Consider the following 25,898-nt stretch of genomic DNA (forward strand, 5'->3'; position numbering starts at 1 on the left):
CGGAGGAGAGAGGCCGACGGGCCTAAAGCTCTCGCTCCCAGCCTCGTTCGCGGTCTGTTTCTCTCACACCGGCCCCGCTCACTCGAACGCGAGCACCAGCCCGAGTTCGTCGAGGAGGAGTTGCTGGCCGACTCCCTCGCGTTCGAGGCGGTTGAACGCCTGCTTGACGACGTGGGCCGGGTACCCCTCGGCCGTGAGCGCGTCGAGGCGGACGTTCAGTTCGCCCTCGTCGGCGCGTTCGCGGACGACCGCTACGCAGTCGTGGAGGCGCTCGGCGTCGACCCCGACGTCGAAGAGGCCGGCGTTGCCCGCGAGCAGGTCGTCGGACGCGTCGAACCGGAGTTCGCCGGTCTGGAGGTCCACCAAGTAGAGGTGGAGCCGCCGGTCGAAGCGGTTCCGCGCGAACGACTCGTCGAGCAGGCGGTCGGCGACGTCGTCGGTCCAGCCGGTCGGCGACGCGAGCGCGAGCACGGTGTGAGCGTCGTCGTCACCGATGGTCCGGACCGCGCGGGTGACGACGTCGAGGAGGTCGTCGACCGTCGCCGGCCGGGCGTCGAAGCCGTTGTGCGCGTAGGCTTCGAGGTGGCTCACCACGCTCGCTTCGAGGACGAGTTGTCGCTCCCGGCCGAGGCCGAGATAGCGCGACCGCCCGAGTTCGAAGCGGACGCTCCGGTTCGCGGGGAACGCGTCGAAGTCGCCGTCGGCTCCGAGGTAGTCGCGCAGTCGAGGCACCTCGTCGCGGCGGCTGACCGCGCCGTCCCACGCCGCCGGCGGTACCTCGACGGCCCCCTCGGGAGTGGTGAGACGCGCCGCCTCGTGGACGCTGATGTCGAACCGACCGAGGTAGTCGAGTTCGAACAGCCGCGCCATGGCCGTGGTGACGACGCCCTCGCCGGTTCGTTCGGTGGTCTCGGACAGAGCGGTCGACAGCGCCTCGACGCGCGCCGTCAGGTCGGCCTCGCGCTCGTCGAGGCGCGCCTCCGCGTCGGCGATGCGCTGGCGTTCCCGTCTGAGCGCGTCGATGCTCTCGGCCACCGCGTCGTGCTGTTCGCGGAGCGCGTCGAGTTCGTGTGAGACGAGCGCGACCGTCTCCTCGCCCAGGCGTCCGCCGTCGGCTAGCGCCCTCTCGTGAGCGGTTTCGAGTTCCCCGATGCGTTCGGTGAGCCGGCCGTCGAGCTGACTCGCGCGGTCGATTCTCTCCGAGAGGTCCGAAACGGCCCGCTCCTGTGTCCGCTGGAGTTCGGCCGTCTGCGCGCGGAGCGCGTCGAGTTCCTCCCGCACCCCGTCCGACAGCTCCCTGCCGTCGAGGCCGGCCTCGACCGTCCGGAGCCTGGCGTCGACGGCGGCCTCCCGCTCCGAAAGCGTCCGGTCGAGGTCGGCCGCCACCGACTGCACCTCCCGCTCGATGGCTTCCCGTATCGCCTCGCGTTCGTCCGCGGAGTCGGCGACGGCGGTGATGGCCCGCTCGATGGAGTCGACCAGTCCCGAAGGGTTGTGAATCTCGACGTACAGTTGGACGGCGCGCTTGATCTTGTCGAGCCGGGCGTCGTAGCGGTTCACGAGCTGTTTCAGCACGTCCCGCTGGACGGTCGGGTCGTCCAGCAGCGCGTCGAGGTCGTCGAGTTGAGTGGAGTGGTACTCCTTTGCGAGGGTGTACACCTCGCCGTCCATCCGCCGGATGCGCTCTTCGATTCCCTCCTCGCTGAGCGCGTCGAAGCTCTTGTACCGCTCGAAGTCGATGGCGGCCTGCACTTCCACGGGGGCGAAGTCGCCGTCCAGTTCCGTGGGAACGGGCTCGTTCCGGTTCTCGAAGCTCGCGTAGACGAACAGCCGGGCGAGGCGGAACCGGCTCCGCAGTTCCTCCCGCTCGGCGCTCGTAAGCTGGTCGGGACACGAGGCGGGGTAGTCGAAGACGAACTCCTCCTCCTCGCGAGCGAGCCGCCGGTACCGCTCGACCCGCGAGTCGGTCGGCATCCGCCCGAGCGACGCGAGGTCCTCGTCGATGACCGCCTCCTGGAGCTGGAGGAGTCCACGTAGTCTGTCCGCACAGTCGCCTGAATCGATGGAACTCATTGTACTCTTACACCTACCCGCACGTGCCTTCGTCCGCCGCCCGAACAGAAGCCGTGGCTATCCGTTAGATGATGTCACCCGAGTATAAGTACGGGATAGACGATTCGTCTGATTATCTCGTTAGATAGAATATCATTCGAGCCGGCGGGTCGGGATTCGGGAGCCGTGCACGTCTTCCCGAATACTGTCCCGGTTCTGTAACGTACGGTAACCCTGAGATACCGGTGGCCTGTCGTACGTCTTTATCCCCTTCTCTGTCGTATCGGTGTCGTTACACTAACAAGGTAGACAATGACTCTCGAACTCTGGCAACTCGGCGGTGTACTCCTGTTGAACGTCGTCCTCGGCGCGCTGTTGGTCGTCGGGGTGTTCGCGTTCATGGAGCGGCGGGTGACCCTCGGTGCTGCCGGTGGGATTCTCGTCGGCGCGGCGCTGATCTACGCGCAGGCGACGCTCGGCGAGACGTGGCTCAACGTCACGGTCGCCGAGATGAAACTGCTCGTCCTCGCGGCGGCGGTCGGTGCCGTCGTCGGCGTCGTCGGCGTCGTGTTGGCGGTCGAACCCGAACTCGACCCCAAGGAGCGGGCCGCGCGCAAGCGCCGCAAGGCCGCTGGTCGCTAACGGCGACCACGAAGGACGTGTACCGACAGCGAACAACGACCGGTAGCGACAACTGATACACATGAAACTCAGAGAATGGGTGTTCGGCGGCAAGGACTTCAAGACGATGCTCGACCCGACGGTGTACTCCGACGAGGAGATATCCCGGGACAAGCACAAGGCGAACATCCTGATGACGCAGTACGAACAGGAGATGAACAAGCACGCGGCGTCGTACAAACGTCTCATCAAGGAGGGTGCCGAAGCGGGCGAACTCCAGCGCAAGAACCTGGCGATGCGCGCGCGGATGGAGAAGCAGCGCTACAACCAGAAGAAACAGCTGTTCACGATGATGAGCACGAAACTCGCCGCCGTGATGAGCCTCGAGATGGCCCGCGAGATGGCCAGAGCGAAGTCACAGGACGGCGGGCTCGTCATCGACACCGTGTTCACCGCCGCGGAGGCCCAACAGATCCACTCGCAGGTGCTCGACAGCATGACCGACCTGGGCGTGCGCAACGAGGCGATGGAGAAGTTCGTCGACACGCTCAACATCCCCGTCGTCAGCGACGAGGTGACCGAGGACTCGGCCGAGATTACGGCGATGGAACGGATCGCCGCCGGCGACCGAGGCGCGGACGAACTCGACATCGAAGACGAGTTCGGCGCCGAGTTCGACCCCGCGGAGATGGATGTCTCCGACGTCGACTTCGACGAAGCCGCCGGGTGAGCCGAGTTCGAAGACTCACCGGTGACAGAGCGGCTGACAGCGCGTGCGAAGACACAACGGAGGGACAGCGATGTTCGACGAGAGTGCGTTCAAAGAGATAGTTACAGAACAGTACACGAAGGAGCGAAAACGCGCCGAGAAGCAGTACAAGAACGGCAATCGAGCGGCCGCCGCTCGTCACTACCGGGCGGCAGCGTCGCGGCTGACAGAACTCGCTGACCTCGAGCGGAACGGCGAACTGGAGAAGCGTCACCGGACGGACGCCGAGCGCTACCGCTCGTGGGCCGAGAAGTTGGAGCGCGAGCCACAGCCACAGCCGCGGCAAGCGGGGAGCGCGTCGAGCGAGGGAGAGGGGTCGGGGCGTGGCGCGCTCCGGACAAAGGGCGAGTCGGCGGAGCAGACCGAAGGTGACGAGACGCTGGAGGCGGCACGCCTGCTCGAAGCGCCGCCGGCTCTCACCTTCGACGACGTCGGCGGGATGCACGACCTCAAGCAGTTGCTCATCGAGCGCGTCGTCGACCCCCTCGAACGCAAGGAACTGTACGAGGAGTACGACCTCGGCGTGGTCAACGGCATCCTCCTCTATGGGCCCCCGGGGACGGGCAAGACGTTCATCGCGCGGGCGCTCGCGGGAAAACTCGGCTACAACTTCATGAACGTCACCACGGCCGACGTCGTCAGCAAGTACGTCGGCGAGGCCGCCCAGAACGTCCGCGACGTCTTCGCCGTCGCCAAGGCGAACCAGCCGTGTATGGTGTTCTTCGACGAGTTCGACGCCGTCGCCTCCGACCGCGGCGGGGACATGTCCAGTTCGGAGAAGCAGATGGTCAACCAGTTCCTGCAGTCGCTCACGGACGTCCAGGGCGAAGACGTCGTCGTGGTCGCGGCGACGAACTACCTCGACCTCCTCGACTCGGCGGTGAAGCGTTCGGGGCGGTTCGACGAGCGCATCGAGGTGCCGCCGCCGGACGCCGACGCCCGCGTCGAGATACTGAAGATCCACCTGCGGAACCGCCCAGTGTTGTTGAAGGAAGTCGACTGGGACCGCGTCGCCGCGCTCACCGAAGGGTACTCCGGGAGCGACATCGAACTGGTCGCGGAGAACGCTGCTCGACTGGCGCTCAAGGAGCGCCTCGAACGCGACGAGACGGTGTACATCTCACAGACGCACATCGAGGCGGCCATCGGCGAGACGCCGCCGACCATCGAGTACGACGCGAGCGACGGCGGTGGCGACGCGGGCGAAGGGGTCGCCTGATGCGCGCGTACCTCTCGCCCGTCACCGACAGCGACGAGGTCCGCCGGGTGGTCGTCGAGTCGTCCGTCGGTATCTACCGGCGAGCGGAGGACGCCGCAGTCGTCGTCTCGACGGGCGACGACGTGGTCGACCTCGGCGTCGCCGACCAGTCGGTCTCGCGTCTCCGCCCCGGCGGACCGCCGGTGGTGCTCGAACCGACGACGAACGGCGTCGCGGTCCGCAACGACGGCAGCACCAACCCGGTGTACGTCCGCACCGGCATCGGCGAGCACACGCTCGACCGCGGCGAGTCGACGCTCGTCGACAGCCACTGCACCATCACCGTCGGCGGACGGCGCGGGACCGCGCTGCATCTCACGCTGGAACGCGACGACCGCCTCACCCTCGGCGAGTACGTCGACCACGCTGGTCTCAACCTCGGGCGGTCGGGCGCGGTCCTCGGCGGGGTTCCGGTCTCGTCGTACGTCCCGGCGGTCGTCGAACTCCTGTTGAAGGCGCGCGAGGAGGGGACGAGCGAGTGTCTGAAGTACACGCACGAACTCCGGACGGTCCTCTCGGAACATCCCATCGAGAGCGGCGAGTACGACGACCTCTGCGACGAGGTCGACGACATCGAGGGACGGCTCGAACTCCGACTCGAACTGTCGATGGGCGACGAACTCGACCCCGAGTACCACGCGCGTATCGACCGCGCGGCCCACCGGGTCGTTCGGCTGTACACCAGAGAGGTGGCCGTCTGATGGTGGCCGACGTGACGGTCGGCGACCCGCTCCCGGGAACCGAAGGAGGGGTCACTCCGCCCGCGACCGAGAGCGAGGGCGACGGTGGAGAGCCGACCAAGCGGTGGTACTACCTCACGCTGCTGTTCCTCGTCGTGACGGTGGCGTACGGCCTCTCGGTGCTCGCACTCGACAGCGCGTACTTCCTCTTCCCGGGCGAACTCGGGATGCTGCTCTGGATCGGTGTCGTCGTCGCCAGCGGCCCCCTCGCCCTGTTCTTCTGGCTCGACACGCGGGCGGTGGCTCGTGCGAATCGGAATCCGGAGGTCGTGGACACTTCGCGGCTCCTGGGACCGTGGGTCACCGGAATCGGCGGCGGTCTCACGGGTCTCGTGGCGGTGTTCGTCGTCCCGGTGGGAATTTTGGCTGCCGTCTACTACCAGTTCCCGCTCCTGTTCGCCGTTCTGTGGTACCTGGGGTCGACGCGCCGGCGAGCGCTGCGCCTGGCGGAAAAATCACAGCCACCCATCGTCGACCCGCCGTTCGTCAGCCCACCGGAGAACGAGTCGCCCGACGAGGACCGCCCCGACTTGCCGCCGCGGCTGTATCGCAAGGCGAAGCGGCTGAGAGAGCGCGGCAGCGACCGGATGGCGGACGGCGAGACGGCACAGGGGAACGACGACCACGAGAACGCGGCGTCGGCGTACCGCGAGGCGGTCGATGCGTACACGAAGGCGGTCGAACTCGTCGACGGCTACGCGGTCGACGACTCCGCACTCCGCAGCGATCTTGAACGGGCGAAGGAGGAGTACCGGACGGTCACGCGCGTCCGCGAGAGTGCGACCGCGGACGAGTACCTCGCCAGCGCGCGAGACATCGCGCGCCGCGGTGACGAGCGGTACGCGGACGGTGACCGCGACGGTGCAATCGACCTGTGGACGGAGGCCGCGACAGTGTACGACCGGGCCATCGAAGTCGCCGCCGAGGAGGACGCGGGCGACCTCCGACGGCTCCGACAGGAACTCCGTGCGAAGGTCACCGAGACGGAACGCGAGCGCGCGACGGCCCGCCGCGTCCACGCGGAGGCGACCGCCGACGAGGCGCTCGCCCGCGGGCGCGCGGCGCTGGACGACGGCGACCACGACGGCGCGAAGGCGGCGTTTGCTGAGGCGGTCGAGGCGCTCGAAACCGCCCGTGCGGTCGCGCGCGAACACGACGAGGACGCGACCGACCTCGACGACGCACTGGGCCACGCGCGGCGCGGTGTCGTCGACGCCACCCTGGGGGCGCTCGAAGCGGAACTGGCCACACGCACTGGCGACGAAACGACCACGGGCCGCCGGGGGAGCCGCGGGCTTTTCGACCGTGTGCGCCGCGGACTCGACGACCTCGAAGCCGCGGAGAGCGAGGCGTTCACCGACGACCACCACGACCGGGTCGCGAGCCTCCGCGAGCGGGTCGCCATCGAGACGCTCCGCGAGGCGGTGGTCGGACAACTCGCCGAGATGGAGCGGGCGGAGCGACTGTACGCGGGCGAGAAGTTCTTCGAGGCGCGGGAAGTGTACCGCCGGGTCCGCGCGAGCGTCGAGGCGCTCGCGGCGACGGAGTCGGCGTCGCTCACCGAGGAGGTCGAGGACGAACTCTCGCGGGTCGTGCTCGCGTGCGAACTGAACGTCGAGGCCATCCGGAAAGCCATCTACGAGAGCGACTCGACCGAACCGCTCGTGACCACCGAGGAGATCGCCCACGGGGGCCCGCTCCGCGACGAGGACGACCTCATCGTCGACCGGGTGCTCGAATATCTCCCGGGATACACGCGCGTCAAGCAACTCGGCGGCGGCGGCTTCGCCGACATCTGGGTGGTCAACGGCGAGGCGGGACGGGCGGCGCTGAAAATCCCCCGGGTGTCGGACTACGAGACCATTCCGGAGTCGAAGATCCGGCGGTTCGTCGCGGAGGCGGAGAACTGGCAACTCGTCGCGAACCACCCGAACGTCGTCGACGTCCTGCAGTACGGCGAGAAGCCCGTCCCGTGGCTCCTCCTCGAACTGTGCGAGGGGACGCTCCGGGCGCGGCTCGACGCCGGCGCGGCGTTCGACGAGCGGGTCGTCGTCCTCGCGGCCGTCGGCGACGCGCTCGGGTACGCGAACGCGAAAGGCATCGCTCACCTCGACATCAAGCCGGAGAACGTCCTGTTCGACGGCGAGGGCGTCGCGAAACTCGGCGACTGGGGGCTGTCGAAGGTGATGACCGAGGGGACGATAACCGGCACCGGCCACAGTCTCCTGTACGCCGCGCCCGAGCAACTGGACCGGAGCCTCGGCGAGCGGGACATCCGCACCGACGTCTACCAGTACGGCGTCCTCGCGTACGAACTCCTGACGGGCGAGCACCCCTTCGAGGTCGGGTCACGCGAGGCCATCGTCCCCCCCAGTAAACGGAACCCGGACCTCCCGGGGTCGGTCGATACGACGCTCCTGAAGGCGCTGGCGTACGACCAGACCGAGCGGTACGAGCAGGTCGTGCAGGTGCGCGACGCGCTCACCAGAGCGCTCGGAGTCGAGGCGTGACGCGCGTCGAAACCGCCGTCGAGAGCGACGCCGGTCTCGTCCGCACGAACAACGAGGACAGCACCCTCCGCGTCGCGCTCGACGGCGACGAGGGTCGACAGTGGCTGCTCGCCGTGGCCGACGGGGTCGGCGGCGTCGACGGCGGCGAGGTAGCCAGCACTGCCGTCGTCTCCGAACTCGCCGCGTACGCGAAGCACTTGCGGGACGCCGGCGAACGCGACGCCGAGACGCTCCTCCGTGAGGGACTCGCCGCCGCCCGGGAGGAGTTCACCGCCTACGCCGCGGCCGAAGGGTTCGGCGGGGCGGGCACGACGCTGGTCGCGGCGGTGGTGGACGTCGACTCGGACTCCCTGCCGACCGTGACCGTTCTCAACGTGGGAGACAGTCGCGCGTACGTCTGCGGGTCGAGCGGCCTCCGGCAGGTAACCACCGACCACACCGTCGGCCGAGAACGGGACGCCGGCGGGCGGTACGGGCACGTCCTCTCGCGGTGGGTCGGTGTCGAGGCCCGGGTCGACCCCGACGTGTTCGTCGAACCGCTCGACGAAACGCTCCTGCTCTGCTCGGACGGTCTGACGAACGAACTGTCGGACGAGGAGATACGGGAGGTGCTCGAAGGCGGTGGCTCCGTCGCTGACCGCGCCGCGGCGCTCGTCGAGCGGGCACTCGCACACGGCGGGCGGGACAACGTGAGCGTGGTGTTGGCGGCGGTCCGCGACTGACCGACTGAAGGCAGGCGCGGCAAAACAATTGGTCGACTACAGAAGGAGACTCGACCTCTCAGTGAGCCGTCACACTTCGAGAGGCCCACCTGGGTCGTGCCAGAACAAAACGGCACCGGAGACCGCGACGACCAACCACGCGACTGTCATAAGCGGGTCGTTCTGCATGAACCCGGTGATTGCGAGAGCCAGACCGAGGAGAATCTGCACGCCGTAGATGAGATATCGGAGGTTCATACCGGAACGAGGACGGAACACCAGATAATTCTGTACACGTCGGTTCCTGCGAGGAACGCTCCCGCCCGACCGATTGTTCGGTCATCCCCCCGCCTTCGGGACCGACCGTTCGTATCGCGGCTGTGGGTTTACGAGTCGCACGAGCGACGGAACTCCTCGGACCGAACAACCCAACGCTTTTTCGCCGAACGCACGAGGCTCGATTCGTGTTCGCCTCCCGCCTCTCGGAGCGGGGAACCTGGCTCGTCGTCATCTGCTGGTTCGTCGCCGTCGACGCCGTCGGCCTCCAGCTCCGTGGTCCGCTGTTGGCCTCACTCGAAGCGGAGTTCGGTGCCTCTCCCGCGCTCCTCGGCCTCGTCGCACCCGCGGGAACCGTCGGGTTCGTCGCGACCCTGCTCGTCATGGGTAGCGTCGCCGGACGCCTCGACATCGGACGTGCGATGCGAGTCGGGGTGGTCGCCGTCGCCGTCTGCGTTGCCCTCCTCGCGTTCGTCCCCTCCTTCACCCTCTACCTCGGCGTGTTGGTGCTTCGCGGCGTCGCGACGGGCGTGTTCCGCGCGCTCGACCGTCCGGTGTTGAGCCACCTCTACGCCGACGCGCGCGGGCGCGTGTTCAACCTCTACGACTTCGCGTGGGCCGTCGGTGCGACGCTCGGCCCGGTGCTCGTCGTCGCCGCGCTCGCGGCTGGGTCCTGGCGGCTCGCGTACGGCGTCCTCGCGGTCGGGTTCGTCCCCGTCGCCGTGGCGCTCTGGCGGCTCGACTTCCCCGAACTCTCCGGCGTCGAGCGACCGCTCAGGCTCGCGGACGTCCGGCGGGTTCTCGGCCGGACCGAAGTCACGGGCGCGTCGGTCGCGCTGTTCGTCAGCGGCGGCGTCGAGGGGGGGCTGTTCACCTGGCTCCCGTACTACGCGCGGACCGTCCTCCCCTCCTCGACGGCGAGCCTCACGCTCTCGGTGCTCGTTCTCGGGTACATCCCCGGTCGGCTGGTCTACAGCCGTGTCGCCGAGCGCGTCGGCTACCTCCCGCTCGTCCTTGCGCTCACCGCCGGGGGAACGGTCGTCCTCGTGGGCGTGCTGACGCTCGCCGGGACGCCGCTTCTGGTCGCCGTCTTCGTCCTCGGCGTCCTCCTCTCCGGAGTGTCTCCGACGCTCACGGCGTACGCGATGTCGGCGGTCCCGTCCTACGGCGGGCCGGCCAACGCCGTGACGACGGGGTCGGTTTACTTCGGCCTCGCGGTCTTCCCACCGGTGATGGGCGTGATGCTCGAACGTCGCGGAATCGAGGCTGCGATCTCGCTCCTTCCGGTGCTGGCGACGCTCACGGGAGTCTGTCTCGTCGTCACGTTCGTCGCGGTGCGCCGACGGGGTCGCGTCGCCCCCATCTGAGCCCTCGAACCGGGGGGTTATGGTCCGAGAACGCCTCTCTCTCAGTATGTGTGGCCGATACACGCTGTTCACCACCCAGCCCCGGTTGGAAGAGCGGTTCGGTGCGTCGTTCCCCCGGGAGATCGAACCCCGGTACAACTGCGCGCCGGGACAGCACCTCCCCGTACTGACCGGCGACGCGCCCGAGGAGTTCTCGTTCAAGAAGTGGGGACTCGTCCCGTCGTGGGCCGACGACGGTTCGACGTCGTTCATCAACGCCCGTGCCGAGACGGTGAGAGAAAAGCGGAGTTTCGCCGAGCCGTTCGAATCCAGGCGCTGTCTGGTCCCGGCGGACGGCTTCTACGAGTGGGTCGAGCGAGGAGAGGGGAAACAACCCTATCGCGTCGCCTACGAGGACGACCGTCCCTTCGCGATGGCAGGGCTCTGGGAGCGGTGGACCCCGCCGACGCGACAGACCGGACTCGGCGAGTTCGGGGGCGAGGGGTCGGGAGACTCCGAGCCGGTCGAGACGTTCACCGTCGTGACGACCGAACCGAACGAGGTCGTTTCGGACCTCCACCACCGGATGGCCGTCGTGTTGAGTCCGGACGAGGAGGAGACGTGGCTCCGCGGCGACGCCGACGAGGCGTTCGAGCTCCTCGACCCCGCCCCCTCCGAGGGGTGGCACGCGTACCCCGTCTCGACACGGGTGAACAGTCCCGCGAACGACGGCCCCGACCTCGTCGAAGCGACCGAGTAACCGTTTCTCTGCGCTCCGCCGACCGCGGCGGTTCGGCGACCAGGAGAGACCAACTCGATCCCGAACTCGAACGCGATGTGATGGCGATTCCGGTCCAGACGCCGAAGAGCGGGGTCTTCGAGCCAACTGCCGGTGTTCCACTGCGTCACCGAAGATCGACATTTTGTATAGCGACATGTGATTTACGAGTCCGCAGCACGACAAGGACCACGAGTATCTATCGGATGTTCGAGGACAAATTCCGAGAACGATCCTCGAATTCGTGGGGACTCCAGGCCACCGCTCCAGACCGGGCGTCTCCGGGAAATCCGGGTACAAAACACGTGTCGGAGCGTCACGCACTGGCTGACGCTCCCCGGGCCGCGTCTGCGACGCGTTTCGCGGCGAGCAGTCCGAGCAGGAGCGCGCCCCAGACGCCCGGCTGGAAGACAGAGACGACGACATCAGCCACGGTGGCGTCGAGGCCGGGGACGGAAGCCGCGCGATACGGGAGGACGGGTGGCAGGAACTCGACGGCCAGTCTGAGCCCGAACGAGTGGACGTGAAAGCAAAACAGTGCCAGGAGCGGGAGCCACGGTTTTCCGTGGGCTGTGAGTTCGACCTGCAGCATCACCACGACGCTCGGCACGAGCGCCGTCAGGTAGTAGCTGTACGCCTGTGGTGCCAGGAGGGGCATCACCGCGACGCCCAGCGCGAACGTCTCGCGGTCCGCACCCCCTCTCGCTGCGAGCGCGAGTCCGACGACGGCGAGGCTGCCGAGGAGCCTGAGCGGGAGCGAAAGGGGGCGAGCGCGTACAGCGGTCTGAAGTACGGTGCCATCCAGAGGAGCGGGCTCCGGACCGGCTCGGATTTGCCCCATCGGATGACGTCGAGGTAGCTCACGTGTGCCTCGACGCCGAACGCGACGAGGGAGACGACGGTCAGGGCGACACCGGCTCCGACAGCACCGAGGAACCGACGGCGGTCGGTGAGGAGGTGCGCCCCGACGGGCGCGTAGACGAGTTTGACCACGCCCACGAACCCCGTGCACGCGCCGCTCGCGTATCCCACGGTAGACGCGCTCGGAGAGTCACGCTCGGCGACGAGCAAGCAGACCACGGAGAGCGTGAGGAAACCGGCCAGAAACGCCGATATCTGTCCCTGCTTCACCGAGAACAAGAGCGGGTGAAAGCCGACGAGCGCCCACAGGACGAGCCCACGCTCCCAGAGTCGGAGTCTGTGGCCGAGTTCACGCGTCAGCAGTTGGAGGCTCCCCCACAGGAACAGCACGGAGCAGAGCTCCCACAGCAACGCGCCGGTGTCGAACGAGAGCTGGTCGAAGGGCCAGACGACGAGGAGGAAGACGGGCGGGTAGAGGTAGCTCCCGCCGTACCCTCCCTCCTCGTTCCGCACGTAGAGGGGTTCGCCCGCTCGCCACCGGTCGAGTGCGCCCGTGTACGCGCCGAAGTCCCAGTACCTGAACGGCGCGGCGACGTCGGCGAGCCGCAGGGCGCTGTCGACGAACGGGTACAGGAGCAATACGACCGCGAGCGCGAGCGCGCCGATCACGAACCCCGGCCGCGTATCTACCCGTTCGCCGAGCCGCTGAATCAGTGACGGACCCGGGTTACGGAGTCGTCTCGGGAGCGGGGCGTCGACTGCTCGGGCCACTTCGAGGCCACCATCCACGAGGACGAGGAGTGCGACGATCCACCCGACGAGGACGACGAACATCCCACCGGACGATTCCGCTCCTCCCCGAGATTCTTGTGGAGGGGCAAACGCTCGTTTGACTCACGCGAGTGTGGCCGTTGGTGAGCCGATCAGTAATCACCGAACGAGACACCACAACCTCTTCCGATATATAACTGGATCTGACCCACAGATTCTAGTTATCGTCGAATAGAACATCAAATGGGCGGCTATTGTGGTACTAGAATGGGGGATAATATACTTTATCTCCGAATGAGGGTTAGATTGATGTACCGCCGCCGTGAGCGGAGAAGTGTGACCGACACGCCCGATTCCGAGCGCACGCGCGTACAGACGTACGTCCCGGCGTATCAAAAAGACGTCTGGCAGGAGCACGCCGATGAGTTGGGGATGACACAGAGCGAGTTCGTTCGAACGATGGTCCAGGCGGGTCGCCGTGGGTTTTTGTCGGGAAAACCGGGTCAGAAAGACGGCGATTCCGGAGGGGCGTCTTCGGCCTCCAACCCCCAGGGTACAGGCATCGAAAACACGGTCGTAGAGACCCTCTCGAACGAGGGTGCGCTCGACTGGGATCAACTCCTCGCGCGCCTCACCGCGGACGTCGAGGACCGACTCGACGAGGCGCTCTCAGAACTTCAGGGCGAGAACCGGGTCCAGTACAGCGGACGCGACGGGGGGTACGTGCTGACCGATGAGTGAGACGACGACGGACCCGATAGCGTACTTCCTGCAGGACATGGAGTACTACGGTCGGTCGGACCGAACGCGCGAGGCGTACCAGCGCGTTCTGGAGGATTTCGCGTCGTTTCTCGACGCGCAGTCGACGACGTTCGAGGCGGCGACGAACCGCGACTGCATGGCGTGGATCCACCGCCAACGGGGCCAGGCGGCCGAGAGCACCGTCGCCACTTACGCGGCGTACCTCCACCGCTTCTACGCCTACATGAACTCGGTCGACGCCTTCGAGGCCAACCCCATGACGCTCGTGATGGAGGAACTCGACGAACGCATCGAGACGAACCCGACGCGACGCGACGTGTCGGTCGCGGAGATGCGGGCGTTCGTCCGCGGCATCTCGCATCCACTGGACCGAGCGGTCGTCGTGACGCTCCTGAAGACGGGTATCCGCGTGGGTGAACTCTGTAACCTCGACCTGCGCGACCTGCGACTGACCGGCAGTAGCGCCGCGGAGGCGTACGATTTGACCGGCCGCCCACAGCTAGAGGGGCGCGGGGACTCGCTGTTCGTCTCCTCGAAACCGACTCGCGGGCAGGTGACCCACGGCGAGCGCCGCGAGGACTCGAACAAGCGCAAGCGCTCGACGGTCGTCCCCGTCGACGACGAACTCGCGACCGTCCTCACGGAGTGGTTGGCGATCCGTCCTGACGCGCGTTCCCCTGCGGACCCGCTGTTCGTGCGGACGCGTGACCACTGGGGGGCCCGCCTCTCCGCGAAGGCGGCCCGCCGAATCGTGGTCGCTCACGCGGAAGCGGCGGGGTGGCACCGAACAGGTGGGGGAAGCGACGAGAACGTCACCCCCCACTACTTCCGGCACTTCTTCACGACCCACATGCGCGACCGAACCGGCGACCGGGGCATCGTGAAGTACCTCCGCGGCGACGTCGCGGGAGACATCATCGACACGTACACCCACAACTGGGGGACCGGGTGCGAGAGACGTACGAACAGCACGTCTACTCGCTGTGTTGAGCGTGGGTCCGACCCCCGTGTTTCTTGGAAGCGGGCGGTCGAAAATGTTGGTAATCTAATTATTCTGGCGTCGGTCGAACGACGGATAAACTTCATAGTGCTATATTCAATCCGTGCCCGTGGAGAAGGACTCGGCCCGGTCGAGAGAGGGTGGCCTCAGCGGCGGAGAGCATCTCCACAGTCCGCGGCGTGAACGCTCGGGAACCGAAGAAATCGCAGTCAGCGCAGGAACGAGAGTCGTCTCAGTCGTCGAGTTCGAGCGTGATGAGGCCGGCACCGGCCTCGATCTCGGCCTCGTTCTCGGCGATGATCTCGCTGACTACGCCGTCTTTCTCGCTCGTGACGTCGTAGAAGTTCTTCATCACGCCGACCAGGGCGACGGTGTCGCCGGCGGAGACGCTGTCGCCGACCTCGACGAACGGCGGGTCTTCGGGGTCTGGACTGCGGTAGAACACGCCCGGCATCGGGGCTTCGATGGTGAATGTCGTCATAGGTGAGGGAACGTGGTATCGACGTACCGTACAGTGTTCGCAGTCATAAACGTTGCCTCGGGTCGGGGACGCGTCACGCGAGCGACTCCCGGACCTCGTCGAGCAGCGCCTGTTCCTCGTGTCGGGCGTCGAGTGCCTCGTCGACCGTGACCGACTCGAAGTACACCTCCTCGTGAGTGCGTCGCTGTCCGAGCAGGTTCCGGTCGCTGCTCACGACGGTGCCGACGGTCGCGTACCCGCCTCCCGTCACCGCGTCCCGCATCAACACGATGGGGAGCGTCGACACCTGGATGGAGCCGACGGGGTACCCCAGGTCGACCACGTTCGAGGGGTCCGGCCCGGCACCGAACGGCTGGTCGCGCGGTTCGAACTCGATGTCGACCCCTTCGAGGCGGTAGCCGACGCGGTCGGCGTCGGCCTTCACCTTCCACGGTTCGCTGCAGAGTTCCTCGCGGCTCTCGTCGGTGAGCCGGTAGTCACACAGCCCCAGGACGACGCGGATAGGGTCGCTGTCGTCGTACGAGGGAACGGCGTTCGAGGGAGTCGTTCGGCCTGTCAGTCCCCCGGTGTCGGCGTCGCCGACCGCGAGGGTGTCGCCCTCCGCCAGCGTTCGGCCGTCGTAGCCGCCGATACCGACCAAGGTGTACGTCGACCGGCTTCCCATCACGGGTTCGACGTCGATGCCACCGGCGACAGCGAGATACGTCCTTGCCCCTTCGGTCGCGAACTGCATCGAGAGTTCGTCGCCCGCTTCGACCTCGACCGACTCCCACATCGGCACCGACTCGCCCGCGAGTTCGCCGGCCATCGTCGCGCCCGCGAGCGCGATGACGGTGTCCTCCTCGAACCGGAGGTCACACCCCTTGTACGTCATTTCGAGGGTCGCGTCCGACGGGTCGTTGCCCACGAGGTAGTTCGCGACGGTGTGTGAGTACTGGTCCATCGCGCCCGAGGGAGGCATCCCGATGTGGTAGTGGCCGAAGCGTCCGTCGTCTTGGACCGTCGTCGAGAGGCCGCCGTCGAGAACGCGGATCATTCGTACAGCACCTCCACCAACCGCTCGTTGTACCCATCCGGGTCCGCGAAGAACTCCTCGGGGAGAACTCCACGTCGACGGTGGTGAACTCGAACGTCCCCGCTTCGACCTCCTCGCGGATGGCGTCGTACTCGGCGCGGTCTATCTGTCTGAATTTGAGGATGTCACCCGGGTTGGGGAACACCATCGACTCGGTGAAGTCGGGGAGCTCCTGGTCGACGTCGAGCACCTCGACCGGGGTTCGCCCGTACAACTGGTAGCCGCCGGCCCCTTTGACGGGATACACCGCGGTGAACGCCCCCCCGTACCCGACCGCGCGCGACGGCGTCGCGGTCCGCGGCTGGACGTACTTGGGAACTTCGATCTGTCGGTCCTTGGGTACCATCTGGAAGCACCACGGCAAGCCGGGGACGAAGCCGACCATCGTCACCATGTGCGGCGAACCCGAGTGGGCATCGATGAACGCTTCGACGGAGTCGAAGCCGTTGATGCGCGCCGAGTACTCCAGGTCTGTCGCGTCGGGGTCCTGGTGGTTGTCTCGGAACTGCATCAGCGTCTCGTGGGTCCACTCGTCCTGGTAGAGGACGGGGAAGTCGACGATGCGGGTGTCCCACTCGAAGTCCGAGAGGTCGGTCTCGCTTGCGATCTCTTTCAGTTCCGCGACGAGGTCTGTCGGGGAGATCTCGTCGGGATCGAAGTGGACGAGGTACGACGCGTTCGACGGACAGATCTCGTCGACGCCCGGGAGGTCGCGCTCGCGTATCTGCTGGGTGATGGCCATCGCCTGGAAGTTGGCGTCGAAGCTCATCTCCTCGCTCAGTTCGACGAACACGTAGTCGTCCGCGCCGTGTTCGTACCGCGGCTCGGGGAGCTCCGTCGGGGTGATGCGTTCTGCGGACATCGGTGATAGTGGATTGTCAGCAGGTACCGAATTATAGGTGACGGTCATCGTGGCATGTGAGTCGGCACGACAGGTGTTCGGTAGAGGTATCAGTGGCCGCCTGGGAATGTCTCCTCACATCGGCCGGAGGGTGACTGATACGGGCGAGAAAACCGTGCGACAGACCCCCCAACCGGTCGCTCGCGGACGGAGCCGCGAGCCGACCCTCGCGCGCCGCTCGGTCGTTGCACTCACTCGCTTCCGCGCGCCGACCGCCACTGACGAGCCGGTGCGGTGGCGCGTGCTGGCGCGATTGTCTGTCGCGTCGGCACCGCGCGAGGGATGAGTGAGCGAGCATGCGAGCGAACGAGTCGGCTGGGGAGGCTCGTGGCCGCACCGCGCCCGTCTACCGTGCAGTCGCTGTCTCGTCGGTCGTGCTGGCTTCCCGTACCCTCTCAACGCCACGCTGGCCGGTCTTCTCACTCACCCCACACCCACACACCGATTCGAGCGAGCCGAATCGACTTACCCCCGGATATATATCCGTGCTCACTATACCCAGCGACATGTTCGAGCGCGTCCTGGTCGCCAACCGGGGAGAGATAGCGATCCGTGTCATCAACGCCTGCCACGAGTTGGGAGTCGAAGCCGTCGCGGTGTACAGCGATGCCGACGAGACGGCGAAACACGTCAGGCACGCGGACCTCGCGGTCCACGTCGGCGGGTCGATGGCGTCGAAGAGCTACCTCGATATGGACGCGCTCGTCGACGCCGCTCACGAGTCGGGCGCCGAGGCGGTCCACCCCGGCTACGGCTTCCTCGCGGAGAACGCGACGTTCGCCCGACGGGTCGTCGACGAGGGCCTCACCTGGGTCGGTCCGTCGGCGGACGTGATGGAACAACTGGGCGAGAAGACCAAGTCTCGAAAGGTGATGCAGTCGGCCGGTGTCCCCATCGTTCCGGGGACGACCGACCCGGTGACCGAAGCTTCGGAAGTCGAATCCTTCGCCGAGGAACACGGCTACCCCATCGCCATCAAGGCCGACGGCGGCGGCGGCGGGCGCGGGCTGAAGGTCGTCGACAGCGACGACTCGATTCCCGAGGCGCTCCAGGCGGCGAAGCGCGAGGGCGAGGCGTACTTCGACAACCCCGACATGTACGTCGAGAAGTTCCTCGAAAACCCCAGACACATCGAGGTGCAGGTCATCGCCGATGCCCACGGGCAAGTCCGCCACCTCTACGAGCGGGACTGCTCCCTCCAGCGCCGACAACAGAAAGTGCTGGAGGAGACGCCCTCGCCGTCGCTCACGCCCGAACTCCGGGAGGAACTCTGTGAATCGGCGAGACACGGCATGGCGGAAGCCGGCTACACCAACGCCGGCACGGTGGAGTTCCTCTACGAGGAGAGCGCTGCGTCGGAGACGCAGCGAGGAGACGGCGAAGCCGTCGAGGGCGACTTTTACTTCTTAGAAGTGAACACTCGCATCCAGGTCGAACACCCCCTCTCGGAGATTACGACCGGCATCGACCTCGTGGCGTGGCAGCTCCGGGTGGCCGCCGGCGAGGAACTCGACTTCTCCCAGGAGAGCGTCGAGCCCCGCGGCGCGGCGATGGAGTTCCGAATCAACGCCGAGGACGCCGCGAACGACTTCGCTCCGCGGCCGGGCGAACTCACGACGTATCGCCCACCTCGCGGCATCGGCGTCCGCGTCGACGACGGCGTCGACGAGGGCGACGGTATCTCGCCCTTCTACGACTCGCTCGTCGGGAAGTTCATCGTCCACGCCGAGAACAGGGAGGCAGTGATCCGTCGGTCGAAACGCGCGCTCCGGGAGGCCGCCGTCGAGGGCATCCCGACGACGATTCCGTTCCACCGGACGATGCTCGACGACGAGCGCTTCCGGAACAACGAGCACACGACGAAGTTCATCGACGAGTCGTTCGACCTGTCGACAGTGCCCGCGTGGGAGGAGTAGGCGGGACGGATCCCGTCAGACCAGGTCGTCGAGGCCGACGAGTTCGATGCCGTACTCGTCGACCGCCTCGTGGATGGCTTCGAGGTATTCGACGGCGTTCGGGCCGTCGCCGTGGACGCAGATGCTCTCGGCCGGCACTTCGATGGTCTCTCCGGTGGCCGTCTCGACGGTCCCCTCGGTGGCGATGGAGACGAACCGTTCGACCACTTCCTCGGGTGGTTTGGGCTCCATCTGCTTCTCGACGATGAGGCTCCTGTCCTCCCGGTACAGGATGTCGACGTACCCCTCGAACACCGCCCGCAGGTCGTCGAACTCCTGGGCCACCTCGTAGATGTGCATGTCGGTCGCGAGGTAGATGAGGTCCGGATCCACTTCGAGAATCCCTTCCATCACGGCGCGCGCGTGGTCTTCGCTCTGTGAGAGCATCGAGTACATCGCGCCGTGGGGCTTGACGTGCTGGACGCTCGTCCCGTGGCGGGCGGCGAACGCGTCGAGCGCCCCGAGCTGGTAGACCACGTAGTCGCGCACCTCTTCGGGCGTGGCGTCCATCGTCCGTCGCCCGAAGCCCATCATGTCCGGGAGGCCGGGGTGGACGCCGACGCCGACGTCGTGTTCGGCCGCCAGTTCGACCGTCTCGCGCATGACGTGGGGGTCGCCCGCGTGGAAGCCGCCCGCGATGTTCGCCGACGTGATGTACGGCATTACCTCCCCATCCCTTCCCATGGTGTAGTTGCCGAAGCTCTCGCCCATGTCGCAGTTGATGTCGATTCGAGCCATACGCCACCGATTGACACGACGTGGATTAACGGTTGTGTTCGCGGAGACGTGGAAACCGGCTGCCACCTGAGCCAAACCTATTTCATGGCGCTCTTCGACGTGAGGAGTATGACCGCCGGCCCACCGATCGAAGACGTCCACTTCGCCGACGCACCACAGATGAACACCTCGATTCCCGGCCCCGAGTCGAAGCGGCTGCTCGACCGCCAGCGCGAGGTCGACACGAGCGCGGTCGCCTACCCGCGAAGCGTCCCCATCGCCCTCGACGAGGGCCGAGGAGCCACCATCCGAGACGTCGACGGCAACGTCTTTCTCGACTTCTTCGCCGGTATCGGCGTTCTCAACGTCGGTCACTCGAACCCCTACGTGCTGGAGGCCGTCAACGCCCAGACCGAGAAACTCGTCCACACCATCGACTTCCCGACCGAAGCGCGCATCGAGTTCATCGAGCGGCTGAACGACATCGCGCCCGGCGGGCTGAAGGACCACAACAAGGTGGTCTTCGGCGGACCCAGCGGCTCGGACGCCATCGAGGGCTCCATCAAACTCGCCAAGCACAACACCGGTCGCGACGCCCTGATGGCGTTCGAGGGCTCGTACCACGGCGGCACCACCGGGGCGCTGAGCCTCACCGGCGGCCGCAAGTACAAGGAGGGGTACGACCCCTTGCTTCCGGACGTCCGCCACGTTCCCTATCCCTACCCGCTCCGCGAACGAGGGGACGCCGACGCGGAGAACGCCCGCGCGGTCTGTCCGACGTCCGACTGCTGTAGCGACCTCTCGTGTGCCCGGTCGCTCGAACGCGTCCAGGCCGCGGTCGAAGACCCCTACGCCGGGCATGAGAAGCCCGCGGCCATCTGGGTCGAACCGATCCAGGGCGAGGGCGGCGTCGTCGTCCCCCGGAGGGCTTCCTGCAGGGGCTGCGCGACATCGCCGACGACAACGACGTGATGCTCGTCTTCGACGAGATTCAGTCCGGGTTCGGCCGGACCGGCGAGTGGTGGGCCTCAGAGTGGCACGGCGTCACCCCCGACGCGATGACGATGGCGAAGGGCATCGGCGGCGCCGGCATCCCGCTCGGCGCGATGATGTACCACGAGGAGTACGACACGTGGGGGCCGGGCGGTCACATCGGCACGTTCAGAGGGAACATCCCCGCGATGCGCGGCGGCATCGCCGCAATCGACTACATCGAGTCGCACGGCCTGCTGGACCACGCCGTCGACCTGGGCGAGTACATCAGAGGACGGCTCCGCGAGGCCGACAGCGACCACCTCGCCGAGGTGCGTGGGAAGGGCCTGTTCATCGGCGCGGAGTTCGTCGACAGCGAGGGCCAGCCCTCGAAGGAGGCGAAGGCCATGGTGAAAGACGTCCAGACGTACTGTTACGAACACGGCGTTCTGGTGTGGACCGCCGGTCGGCAGGGGACTGTCCTCCGACTCCTCCCCTCGCTGGTCATGACGCACGAGCAGGCCGAAACCGGGCTGGACATCGTCGTCGAGGCCATCGAGGCACAGGTCGACTGACCCGACCGTCGGACCCGGTTCGTGTCGGCGCGGTGAGGCGGCACGGAAGATTAATCTCGGCGTCCCCCGAACCGCACTGATACGATGGCCACTGAAGACCAAGAGACCGTGGACGCGGGGCTGAACGACGTCGAACGGACCGACAAGGAGTACGTCTTCGGGACGTGGGCGTACCAGAGCGAGGTGAGCCCGACCGAAATCGTGGGCGGAGACGGCGTTTACTTCACCGACGCGCGCGGCAACCGCCGGCTGGACTTCTCGGCGCAGTTGATGTGCTCGAACCTCGGCCACTCCGCCGACCGCGTGGCCGACGCGATGGCCGAGCAGGCGCGGACGGGCGCGTACTTCGCCCCGTCGCTGACGACGGAGAACCGCGCGGAGTTGGGACGGCTACTCGCCGAGGTCACTCCGGGAGACCTCTCGAAGACGTTCTTCTCCACTTCGGGGACCGAAGCGGTCGAAGCCGCCATCAAGATCGCTCGCCTCTACACGGGCAAGCACAAGATCATGTCGCGGTACCGGTCGTACCACGGCGCGACCTACGGCTCCATCTCCGTGACGGGCGACCCGCGACGGCTGATGGCCGAACCCGCCCTGCCGGGAACCATCAAGGCACCGGACCCCTACGCGTACGGCTCCACGCTGGAGCCGATGGAGAGCCTCGAATACATCGACGAGATGCTCATGCTCGAAGGCGACACCGTCGCCGCCGTCCTCGTCGAACCGGTCGTCGGCTCGAACGGCATCCTCGTCCCGCCGACGGAGTACCTCCCTCGCCTGAAGGAAATCGCCCACGACCACGGCGCGCTACTCATCTGCGACGAGGTGATGGCCGGCTTCGGCCGGTGTGGCGAGTGGTTCGGGTCGGACGTCTTCGACGTCACGCCCGACATCATGACGATGGCGAAGGGACTCACCGGAGCCTACGCCCCGCTCGGGGCGACGACGGTCACCCCCGAAATCGCCGCACACTTCGAGGACAACATGTTCTGTCACGGCCACACTTACGCCGGGCATCCCGTCGCCGTTGCGGCCGGCCGCGCGGCGGTGGAGACGTACATCGACGACGACCTCATCCCGCACGCCCGCGAGATGGGCGAGTACCTCGGCGACGAACTGGAGAAAGTCGCCGCCGACCACCCGAGCGTCGGCGAAGTGAGGGGCGTGGGCCTGTTCCGCGGCGTGGAACTCACCAAGAAGGAGGGCGAGCGCGTCCCCTTCGGCGAACGAAAGGACAAGATATCGAAGGGCAAGACGGTCGTCGACGAGGTGTCGGGTCACGCGTGGAAGAACGGGATGCATCTGGCGAACATGATCAACACGCTCATCATCGCGCCGCCGGTCGTCATCAGCGAGGACGAGGTCGACGAGGCGGTCGCCATCCTCGACGAGGCGCTCCGCGTGAGCGACGACGCGATGGAGAACTGAGGCGCGAACAGCGAGGGAGATTTTTATGTGACTCGCCGGTGACCGAGAGCGCATGCGCCGCCTGCTGCAGCCACAGCCATCGTCGAACCGTGACCGTCTCCGCGTGCCGTTCGCACTGCGGCCCGCCGGAGGGAACGACCGCCGCACGAGACGTGACCGCACCGCGCGTCGACGACCGCGGTGGCACCCATGACGGACACGTCCTCCGGGTCCGACCCGACCGAGGCCGACCGGGAACTCATGCGGAGTCAGGCCGCTCGGCTCGCCCTCGACGTGTCGGAGTCGACCCTCGACGAGATTCTCGCGGACGCCCTCGGGTCGGCACCGGCGGAGCGACCGCCGGCCGAGACCGGCGACGACCGCGGTCACCGCGCTGACGACGACGAGAACGCGCTTCTGGCGGTGTACGACGAACCGCGCGTCGAGTCCGGCCACGGGACCCTCGTCGGAACGACGGTGGCGCTCAAGGACAACATCGCCGTCGCGGACCTGGAGATGACCTGCGGCTCCGAGGCGTACTCGGTGGTCCCGTCGTTCGACGCGAGCGTCGTCGAACGCCTGCTGGCGGAGGGTGCGGGCGTCGTCGGCAAGGCGAACATGGAGCCGTTCGCGATGGGCCCGACGGGGGAGTTCTCCGACTTCGGCCACGTGACGAACCCGGTCGATGCGGACCGAGTGCCCGGCGGGTCTTCCAGCGGGAGCGGCGCGGCCGTCGCCGCCGGCACCGTCGACGTCGCGCTCGGGACCGACACCGGCGGGAGCGTCCGCATCCCGGCCGCCTGCTGCGGCGTCGTCGGGGTGAAACCCTCTCACACCCTCGTGCCGCGACACGGCTTCGTCGACTTCGCCCCCTCGCTCGACACCATCGGCCCGCTCGCGCGGGACGTCGAGACGGCCGCGACGGTGCTGGAGAGCATCGCCGGTCCCGACCGCCGCGACCCGACGACGTCGAGCGCGCGGCGGGTCGGGTCGTTCACCGACGACCTCGACGACGCGGACGGGCTTCGCGTCGGGTTGCCGTCGACGCCCTTCTCGCGTTCCGAACCGGTGGTGGCCGAGGCGGTCCGCTCGGTCGCCACGCGGCTCGAAGCCGTCGGCGTCGACGTTCGCGAAGTTCCCCTCGACCTCGGGGAGATGGAGGCCGCCTACCTCAACGTCGGCTCCGCGGAGTTCGTCTGGCTTCTGGAGCAAGACGGCGTCGTCCGCGGACACGGCTCGGGCTACAGCGAGGAACTCCGCGCCGCGTTCCGTGCCGCGCGCGAGCGAGGACTGGGTGACCACGTCGCTCGCCGGATTCTCCCCCCGGCGTTCCTCGACGCCCGGAGCGAGGGACGGACCTACGCCCGGGCCCGCCGGAAGGGAATCGCGTTCGAGGAGCGTCTCGACGAGGCGTTCGAGTCGGTGGACGCGCTCGTGATGCCGACCCTCAGGGACCTCCCGCCGAACGTCGGCGAGACGACGACGCGCGCCGACTTCGTCCCCATCATCGGCAACACCGCGCCGTTCAACATCGCCGGGACGCCCGCCGTGACGGTGCCAGTCGCCGAGATGTCGGGCGTCCCGGTGGCCGCCCAGGCCGTCGCGCCGCGGTTCGAAGACGACGTCGCGCTCCGGGTCGCTCGGGCGCTGGAGCGGGTAGCCCGACAGTGAGGCGCGTGGTTCGGCAGTCGAGGTAGCGGCTTCGTGCCGACGACGGCAGGCAGTCCCCGACGTGGACGGGAGCGCGGGGAGACGAGCGACAACGACACACGGACCCGGTGAGTCCTCTCCCGCTCCAACCGGCGTGCTCGGGACGGGGTCCGAGCGCGTTCCCTCGCGCGCTCGGCGCTGGTGGACGGAGCCACCGGGAGCACACGCCGGCCGCCGCCGGGCACGCAGTTGGTGTCAACGTTTATAGCCTCGACTGGAGTTGTCTCACACGACATGCCGGTAGACACAGTCATCACTGGCGGGACGCTCGTCACCGCCCAGGACACGTTCGAAGGGGCCATCGCGTTCGACGACGGGAAAATCGTCGCGGTCGGGGACGAGGCGTCGATGCCCGACGCGAGGGAGACGGTCGACGCCTCGGGGCTGTTGGTGATGCCCGGGATGATCGACCCACACGTCCACATCGAGGACCACTTTTCGATAGACACCTACGAGACCGGGACCGCGGCGGCCGCGCTCGGGGAATCACGACGTACATCGACTTCGCGTGGCAACACTGGGTCGGCGACCTCTCGAACTACGACGAGGACGGCACGCTGATGGACGGCCTCGCGGAGAAGCAGCGGAAGGGCGAGCAGGCGCTCATCGACTACAGCGTCCACGCCGCGATTACCCGCGAGGACCCGGAGGTACTGGACGAACTGGAGACACTGGTCGAAGAGGGGGTGACGTCGTTCAAACTGTTCACCGCCTACGAAATCGGCCTCGGCTACGGCTTCATGAACCGCGTCCTCGAACGCCTCGCCGACCTGGACGCCGTCGGGGTATTCCACACCGAGGACGCCTCCGTGACGGACGAACTCACCGAACTGTTCATCGAGGAGGGGAAGGGCGACCCGACGTGGTACCCGCAGTCGCGGCCCGACTACGCGGAGGCGATGGCCGCGAACGACGCCGCCCGGATGGCCCAAGAGGCGGGAGCCAAGTACTACGGCATCCACACCAGTTGCCGGAAGTCGGCCGAGGAACTCGCGCGGTTCCGCGGCGACGGGTCGTTGCTCCGCGCGGAGACCTGCACGCACTACCTCGTCTGTGACGACTCCATCTACGAGGATATCGGCTGTCAGGCGATGATCGCCCCGCCGATTCGAAAACCCGACGACCAGGAGGCCATGTTCGAACACCTCAGACACGGGACGCTCGACATCGTCTCCACCGACCACTGCGGGTACTCGCTCGAATCGAAGCAGGTGGACAACTGGTGGGAGTCGACGTTCGGCGCGAACGGCCTCCAGGCCAGCCTCCCCATCGTCCACGACGAAGCGGTCGGCAAGCGCGGCTTCTCCTACCCGTGGCTGGTCCGCGTCATGAGCACCAACGTCGCCCAGGTGTTCGGTATCCCCGGGAAGGGGACGCTCGACCCCGGCACCGACGCCGACGCGATCCTCTTCGACCCGACCGAGTCCTACACCATCACGGCGGCGGACAACGCCTCGAAGGCGGACTTCTCCATCTACGAGGGACGGGAGGTGACCGGGAAGGTGAAGCAGACGTTCGTCCGCGGCGAACTGGTCGCCGACGACGGCGAAATCGTCGCCGACCCCGGCCACGGCCGGTTCGTCGAGCGGGAACTCCCCGATTGGAGCGTCTGATTCGACGGACGAACAGTTCCGGACGAAGAACGCCACGACTGCCCACA

19 protein-coding genes and 4 pseudogenes are annotated in these 25,898 nt (G+C 67.2%); 15 read left to right on the top strand and 8 right to left on the bottom strand.

Annotated elements, in window-relative coordinates; genetic code table 11:
* Positions 1–78: 78 nt before the first annotated feature.
* On the bottom strand, positions 79–2,073 hold the full coding sequence (locus C2R22_RS09865; RefSeq protein ID WP_103425605.1) for a hypothetical protein: 1,995 nt from the start codon (positions 2,071–2,073) through the stop codon (positions 79–81).
* 291 nt (positions 2,074–2,364) lie between these two features.
* Here C2R22_RS09865 and C2R22_RS09870 point away from each other — a divergent pair, with 291 nt between their 5' ends.
* The 6 genes from C2R22_RS09870 to C2R22_RS09895 all read left to right on the top strand — a co-directional run bounded on the left by C2R22_RS09870 (position 2,365) and on the right by C2R22_RS09895 (position 8,672).
* Complete coding sequence (locus C2R22_RS09870; protein ID WP_103425606.1) at positions 2,365–2,694, top strand: hypothetical protein; 330 nt, start codon at positions 2,365–2,367, stop codon at positions 2,692–2,694.
* Between the two features lie 61 nt (positions 2,695–2,755).
* Entirely contained in the window at positions 2,756–3,403 is a 648-nt protein-coding gene (locus C2R22_RS09875) for a hypothetical protein (protein WP_103425607.1), read from the top strand.
* Between the two features lie 70 nt (positions 3,404–3,473).
* Positions 3,474–4,661 carry an ATP-binding protein gene (locus tag C2R22_RS09880; protein ID WP_103425608.1) on the top strand — a complete coding sequence of 396 codons (1,188 nt, stop codon included), beginning with the start codon at positions 3,474–3,476 and terminating at the stop codon, positions 4,659–4,661.
* The gene (locus C2R22_RS09885; RefSeq protein ID WP_103425609.1) at positions 4,661–5,401 is read left to right on the top strand and encodes a hypothetical protein; all 741 of its coding nucleotides are present in this window, start codon (positions 4,661–4,663) and stop codon (positions 5,399–5,401) included. Before C2R22_RS09880 ends, C2R22_RS09885 begins: the two co-directional genes overlap by 1 nt.
* Positions 5,401–7,950: a protein kinase domain-containing protein gene (locus tag C2R22_RS09890; RefSeq protein WP_103425610.1), complete on the top strand. Its 2,550-nt coding sequence runs from the start codon at positions 5,401–5,403 to the stop codon at positions 7,948–7,950. The genes C2R22_RS09885 and C2R22_RS09890 overlap by 1 nt, the downstream gene beginning before the upstream one ends.
* Positions 7,947–8,672 (top strand): PP2C family protein-serine/threonine phosphatase, encoded by a 726-nt coding sequence (locus tag C2R22_RS09895; RefSeq protein ID WP_103425611.1) that lies wholly within the window; start codon positions 7,947–7,949, stop codon positions 8,670–8,672. The genes C2R22_RS09890 and C2R22_RS09895 overlap by 4 nt, the downstream gene beginning before the upstream one ends.
* A gap of 69 nt (positions 8,673–8,741) precedes the next feature.
* Here the strand turns inward: C2R22_RS09895 and C2R22_RS25005 are convergent, their stop codons facing one another.
* On the bottom strand, positions 8,742–8,909 hold the full coding sequence (locus C2R22_RS25005; RefSeq protein WP_162562443.1) for an NAD(P)(+) transhydrogenase (Re/Si-specific) subunit beta: 168 nt from the start codon (positions 8,907–8,909) through the stop codon (positions 8,742–8,744).
* A 206-nt stretch (positions 8,910–9,115) separates the two neighbouring features.
* Between C2R22_RS25005 and C2R22_RS09900 the strand changes: the two genes are divergently transcribed.
* On the top strand, positions 9,116–10,294 hold the full coding sequence (locus tag C2R22_RS09900; protein ID WP_162562444.1) for an MFS transporter: 1,179 nt from the start codon (positions 9,116–9,118) through the stop codon (positions 10,292–10,294).
* Between the two features lie 46 nt (positions 10,295–10,340).
* The gene (locus C2R22_RS09905) at positions 10,341–11,033 is read left to right on the top strand and encodes an SOS response-associated peptidase (protein ID WP_103425613.1); all 693 of its coding nucleotides are present in this window, start codon (positions 10,341–10,343) and stop codon (positions 11,031–11,033) included.
* Positions 11,034–11,367: 334 nt separating this feature from the next.
* Here the strand turns inward: C2R22_RS09905 and C2R22_RS09910 are convergent, their stop codons facing one another.
* A complete protein-coding gene (locus C2R22_RS09910; protein WP_103425614.1) occupies positions 11,368–11,709 on the bottom strand; it encodes a hypothetical protein in 342 nt (113 codons plus the stop codon).
* The gene (locus tag C2R22_RS09915) at positions 11,709–12,746 is read right to left on the bottom strand and encodes a glycosyltransferase family 87 protein (protein ID WP_103425615.1); all 1,038 of its coding nucleotides are present in this window, start codon (positions 12,744–12,746) and stop codon (positions 11,709–11,711) included. Before C2R22_RS09915 ends, C2R22_RS09910 begins: the two co-directional genes overlap by 1 nt.
* Before the next feature lie 273 nt (positions 12,747–13,019).
* Between C2R22_RS09915 and C2R22_RS09920 the strand changes: the two genes are divergently transcribed.
* Both C2R22_RS09920 and C2R22_RS09925 read left to right on the top strand, forming a co-directional pair.
* Positions 13,020–13,424 (top strand): DUF5805 domain-containing protein, encoded by a 405-nt coding sequence (locus C2R22_RS09920; RefSeq protein WP_103427636.1) that lies wholly within the window; start codon positions 13,020–13,022, stop codon positions 13,422–13,424.
* Positions 13,417–14,435, top strand: a pseudogene (locus C2R22_RS09925) (tyrosine-type recombinase/integrase). Before C2R22_RS09920 ends, C2R22_RS09925 begins: the two are co-directional and overlap by 8 nt.
* A 242-nt stretch (positions 14,436–14,677) precedes the next feature.
* Here C2R22_RS09925 and C2R22_RS09930 read toward each other — a convergent pair.
* The 3 genes and pseudogenes from C2R22_RS09930 to C2R22_RS26275 all read right to left on the bottom strand — a co-directional run bounded on the left by C2R22_RS09930 (position 14,678) and on the right by C2R22_RS26275 (position 16,863).
* Positions 14,678–14,926, bottom strand: a complete 249-nt coding sequence (locus tag C2R22_RS09930; protein WP_103425616.1) for an acetyl-CoA carboxylase — start codon at positions 14,924–14,926, stop codon at positions 14,678–14,680.
* 73 nt (positions 14,927–14,999) lie between these two features.
* The gene (locus C2R22_RS09935) at positions 15,000–15,962 is read right to left on the bottom strand and encodes a 5-oxoprolinase subunit C family protein (RefSeq protein ID WP_103425617.1); all 963 of its coding nucleotides are present in this window, start codon (positions 15,960–15,962) and stop codon (positions 15,000–15,002) included.
* Positions 15,959–16,863, bottom strand: a pseudogene (locus C2R22_RS26275) (5-oxoprolinase subunit B family protein). The gene C2R22_RS09935 and the pseudogene C2R22_RS26275 overlap by 4 nt, the downstream one beginning before the upstream one ends.
* Positions 16,864–17,408: 545 nt before the next feature.
* Between C2R22_RS26275 and C2R22_RS09945 the strand changes: the two are divergent.
* A complete protein-coding gene (locus tag C2R22_RS09945; protein WP_103425618.1) occupies positions 17,409–18,818 on the top strand; it encodes an acetyl-CoA carboxylase biotin carboxylase subunit in 1,410 nt (469 codons plus the stop codon).
* Positions 18,819–18,833: 15 nt separating this feature from the next.
* Here the strand turns inward: C2R22_RS09945 and C2R22_RS09950 are convergent, their stop codons facing one another.
* Positions 18,834–19,595 carry a LamB/YcsF family protein gene (locus C2R22_RS09950; protein ID WP_103425619.1) on the bottom strand — a complete coding sequence of 254 codons (762 nt, stop codon included), beginning with the start codon at positions 19,593–19,595 and terminating at the stop codon, positions 18,834–18,836.
* Positions 19,596–19,703: 108 nt separating this feature from the next.
* On the opposite strand from C2R22_RS09950, the pseudogene C2R22_RS09955 reads away from it, so the two are divergent.
* From C2R22_RS09955 to C2R22_RS09970, 4 genes and pseudogenes are all read left to right on the top strand, one after another.
* Positions 19,704–21,121: pseudogene (locus C2R22_RS09955) on the top strand (aspartate aminotransferase family protein).
* 84 nt (positions 21,122–21,205) lie between these two features.
* The gene (locus C2R22_RS09960) at positions 21,206–22,549 is read left to right on the top strand and encodes an aminotransferase family protein (protein ID WP_103425620.1); all 1,344 of its coding nucleotides are present in this window, start codon (positions 21,206–21,208) and stop codon (positions 22,547–22,549) included.
* 189 nt (positions 22,550–22,738) lie between these two features.
* On the top strand, positions 22,739–24,199 hold the full coding sequence (locus C2R22_RS09965; protein WP_103425621.1) for an amidase: 1,461 nt from the start codon (positions 22,739–22,741) through the stop codon (positions 24,197–24,199).
* A 273-nt stretch (positions 24,200–24,472) separates the two neighbouring features.
* Positions 24,473–25,851 (top strand): annotated as a pseudogene (locus C2R22_RS09970) (dihydroorotase).
* Positions 25,852–25,898 lie beyond the last annotated feature (47 nt).

Source organism: Salinigranum rubrum, from assembly GCF_002906575.1.
Classification (GTDB): Archaea; Halobacteriota; Halobacteria; order Halobacteriales; family Haloferacaceae; genus Salinigranum; species Salinigranum rubrum.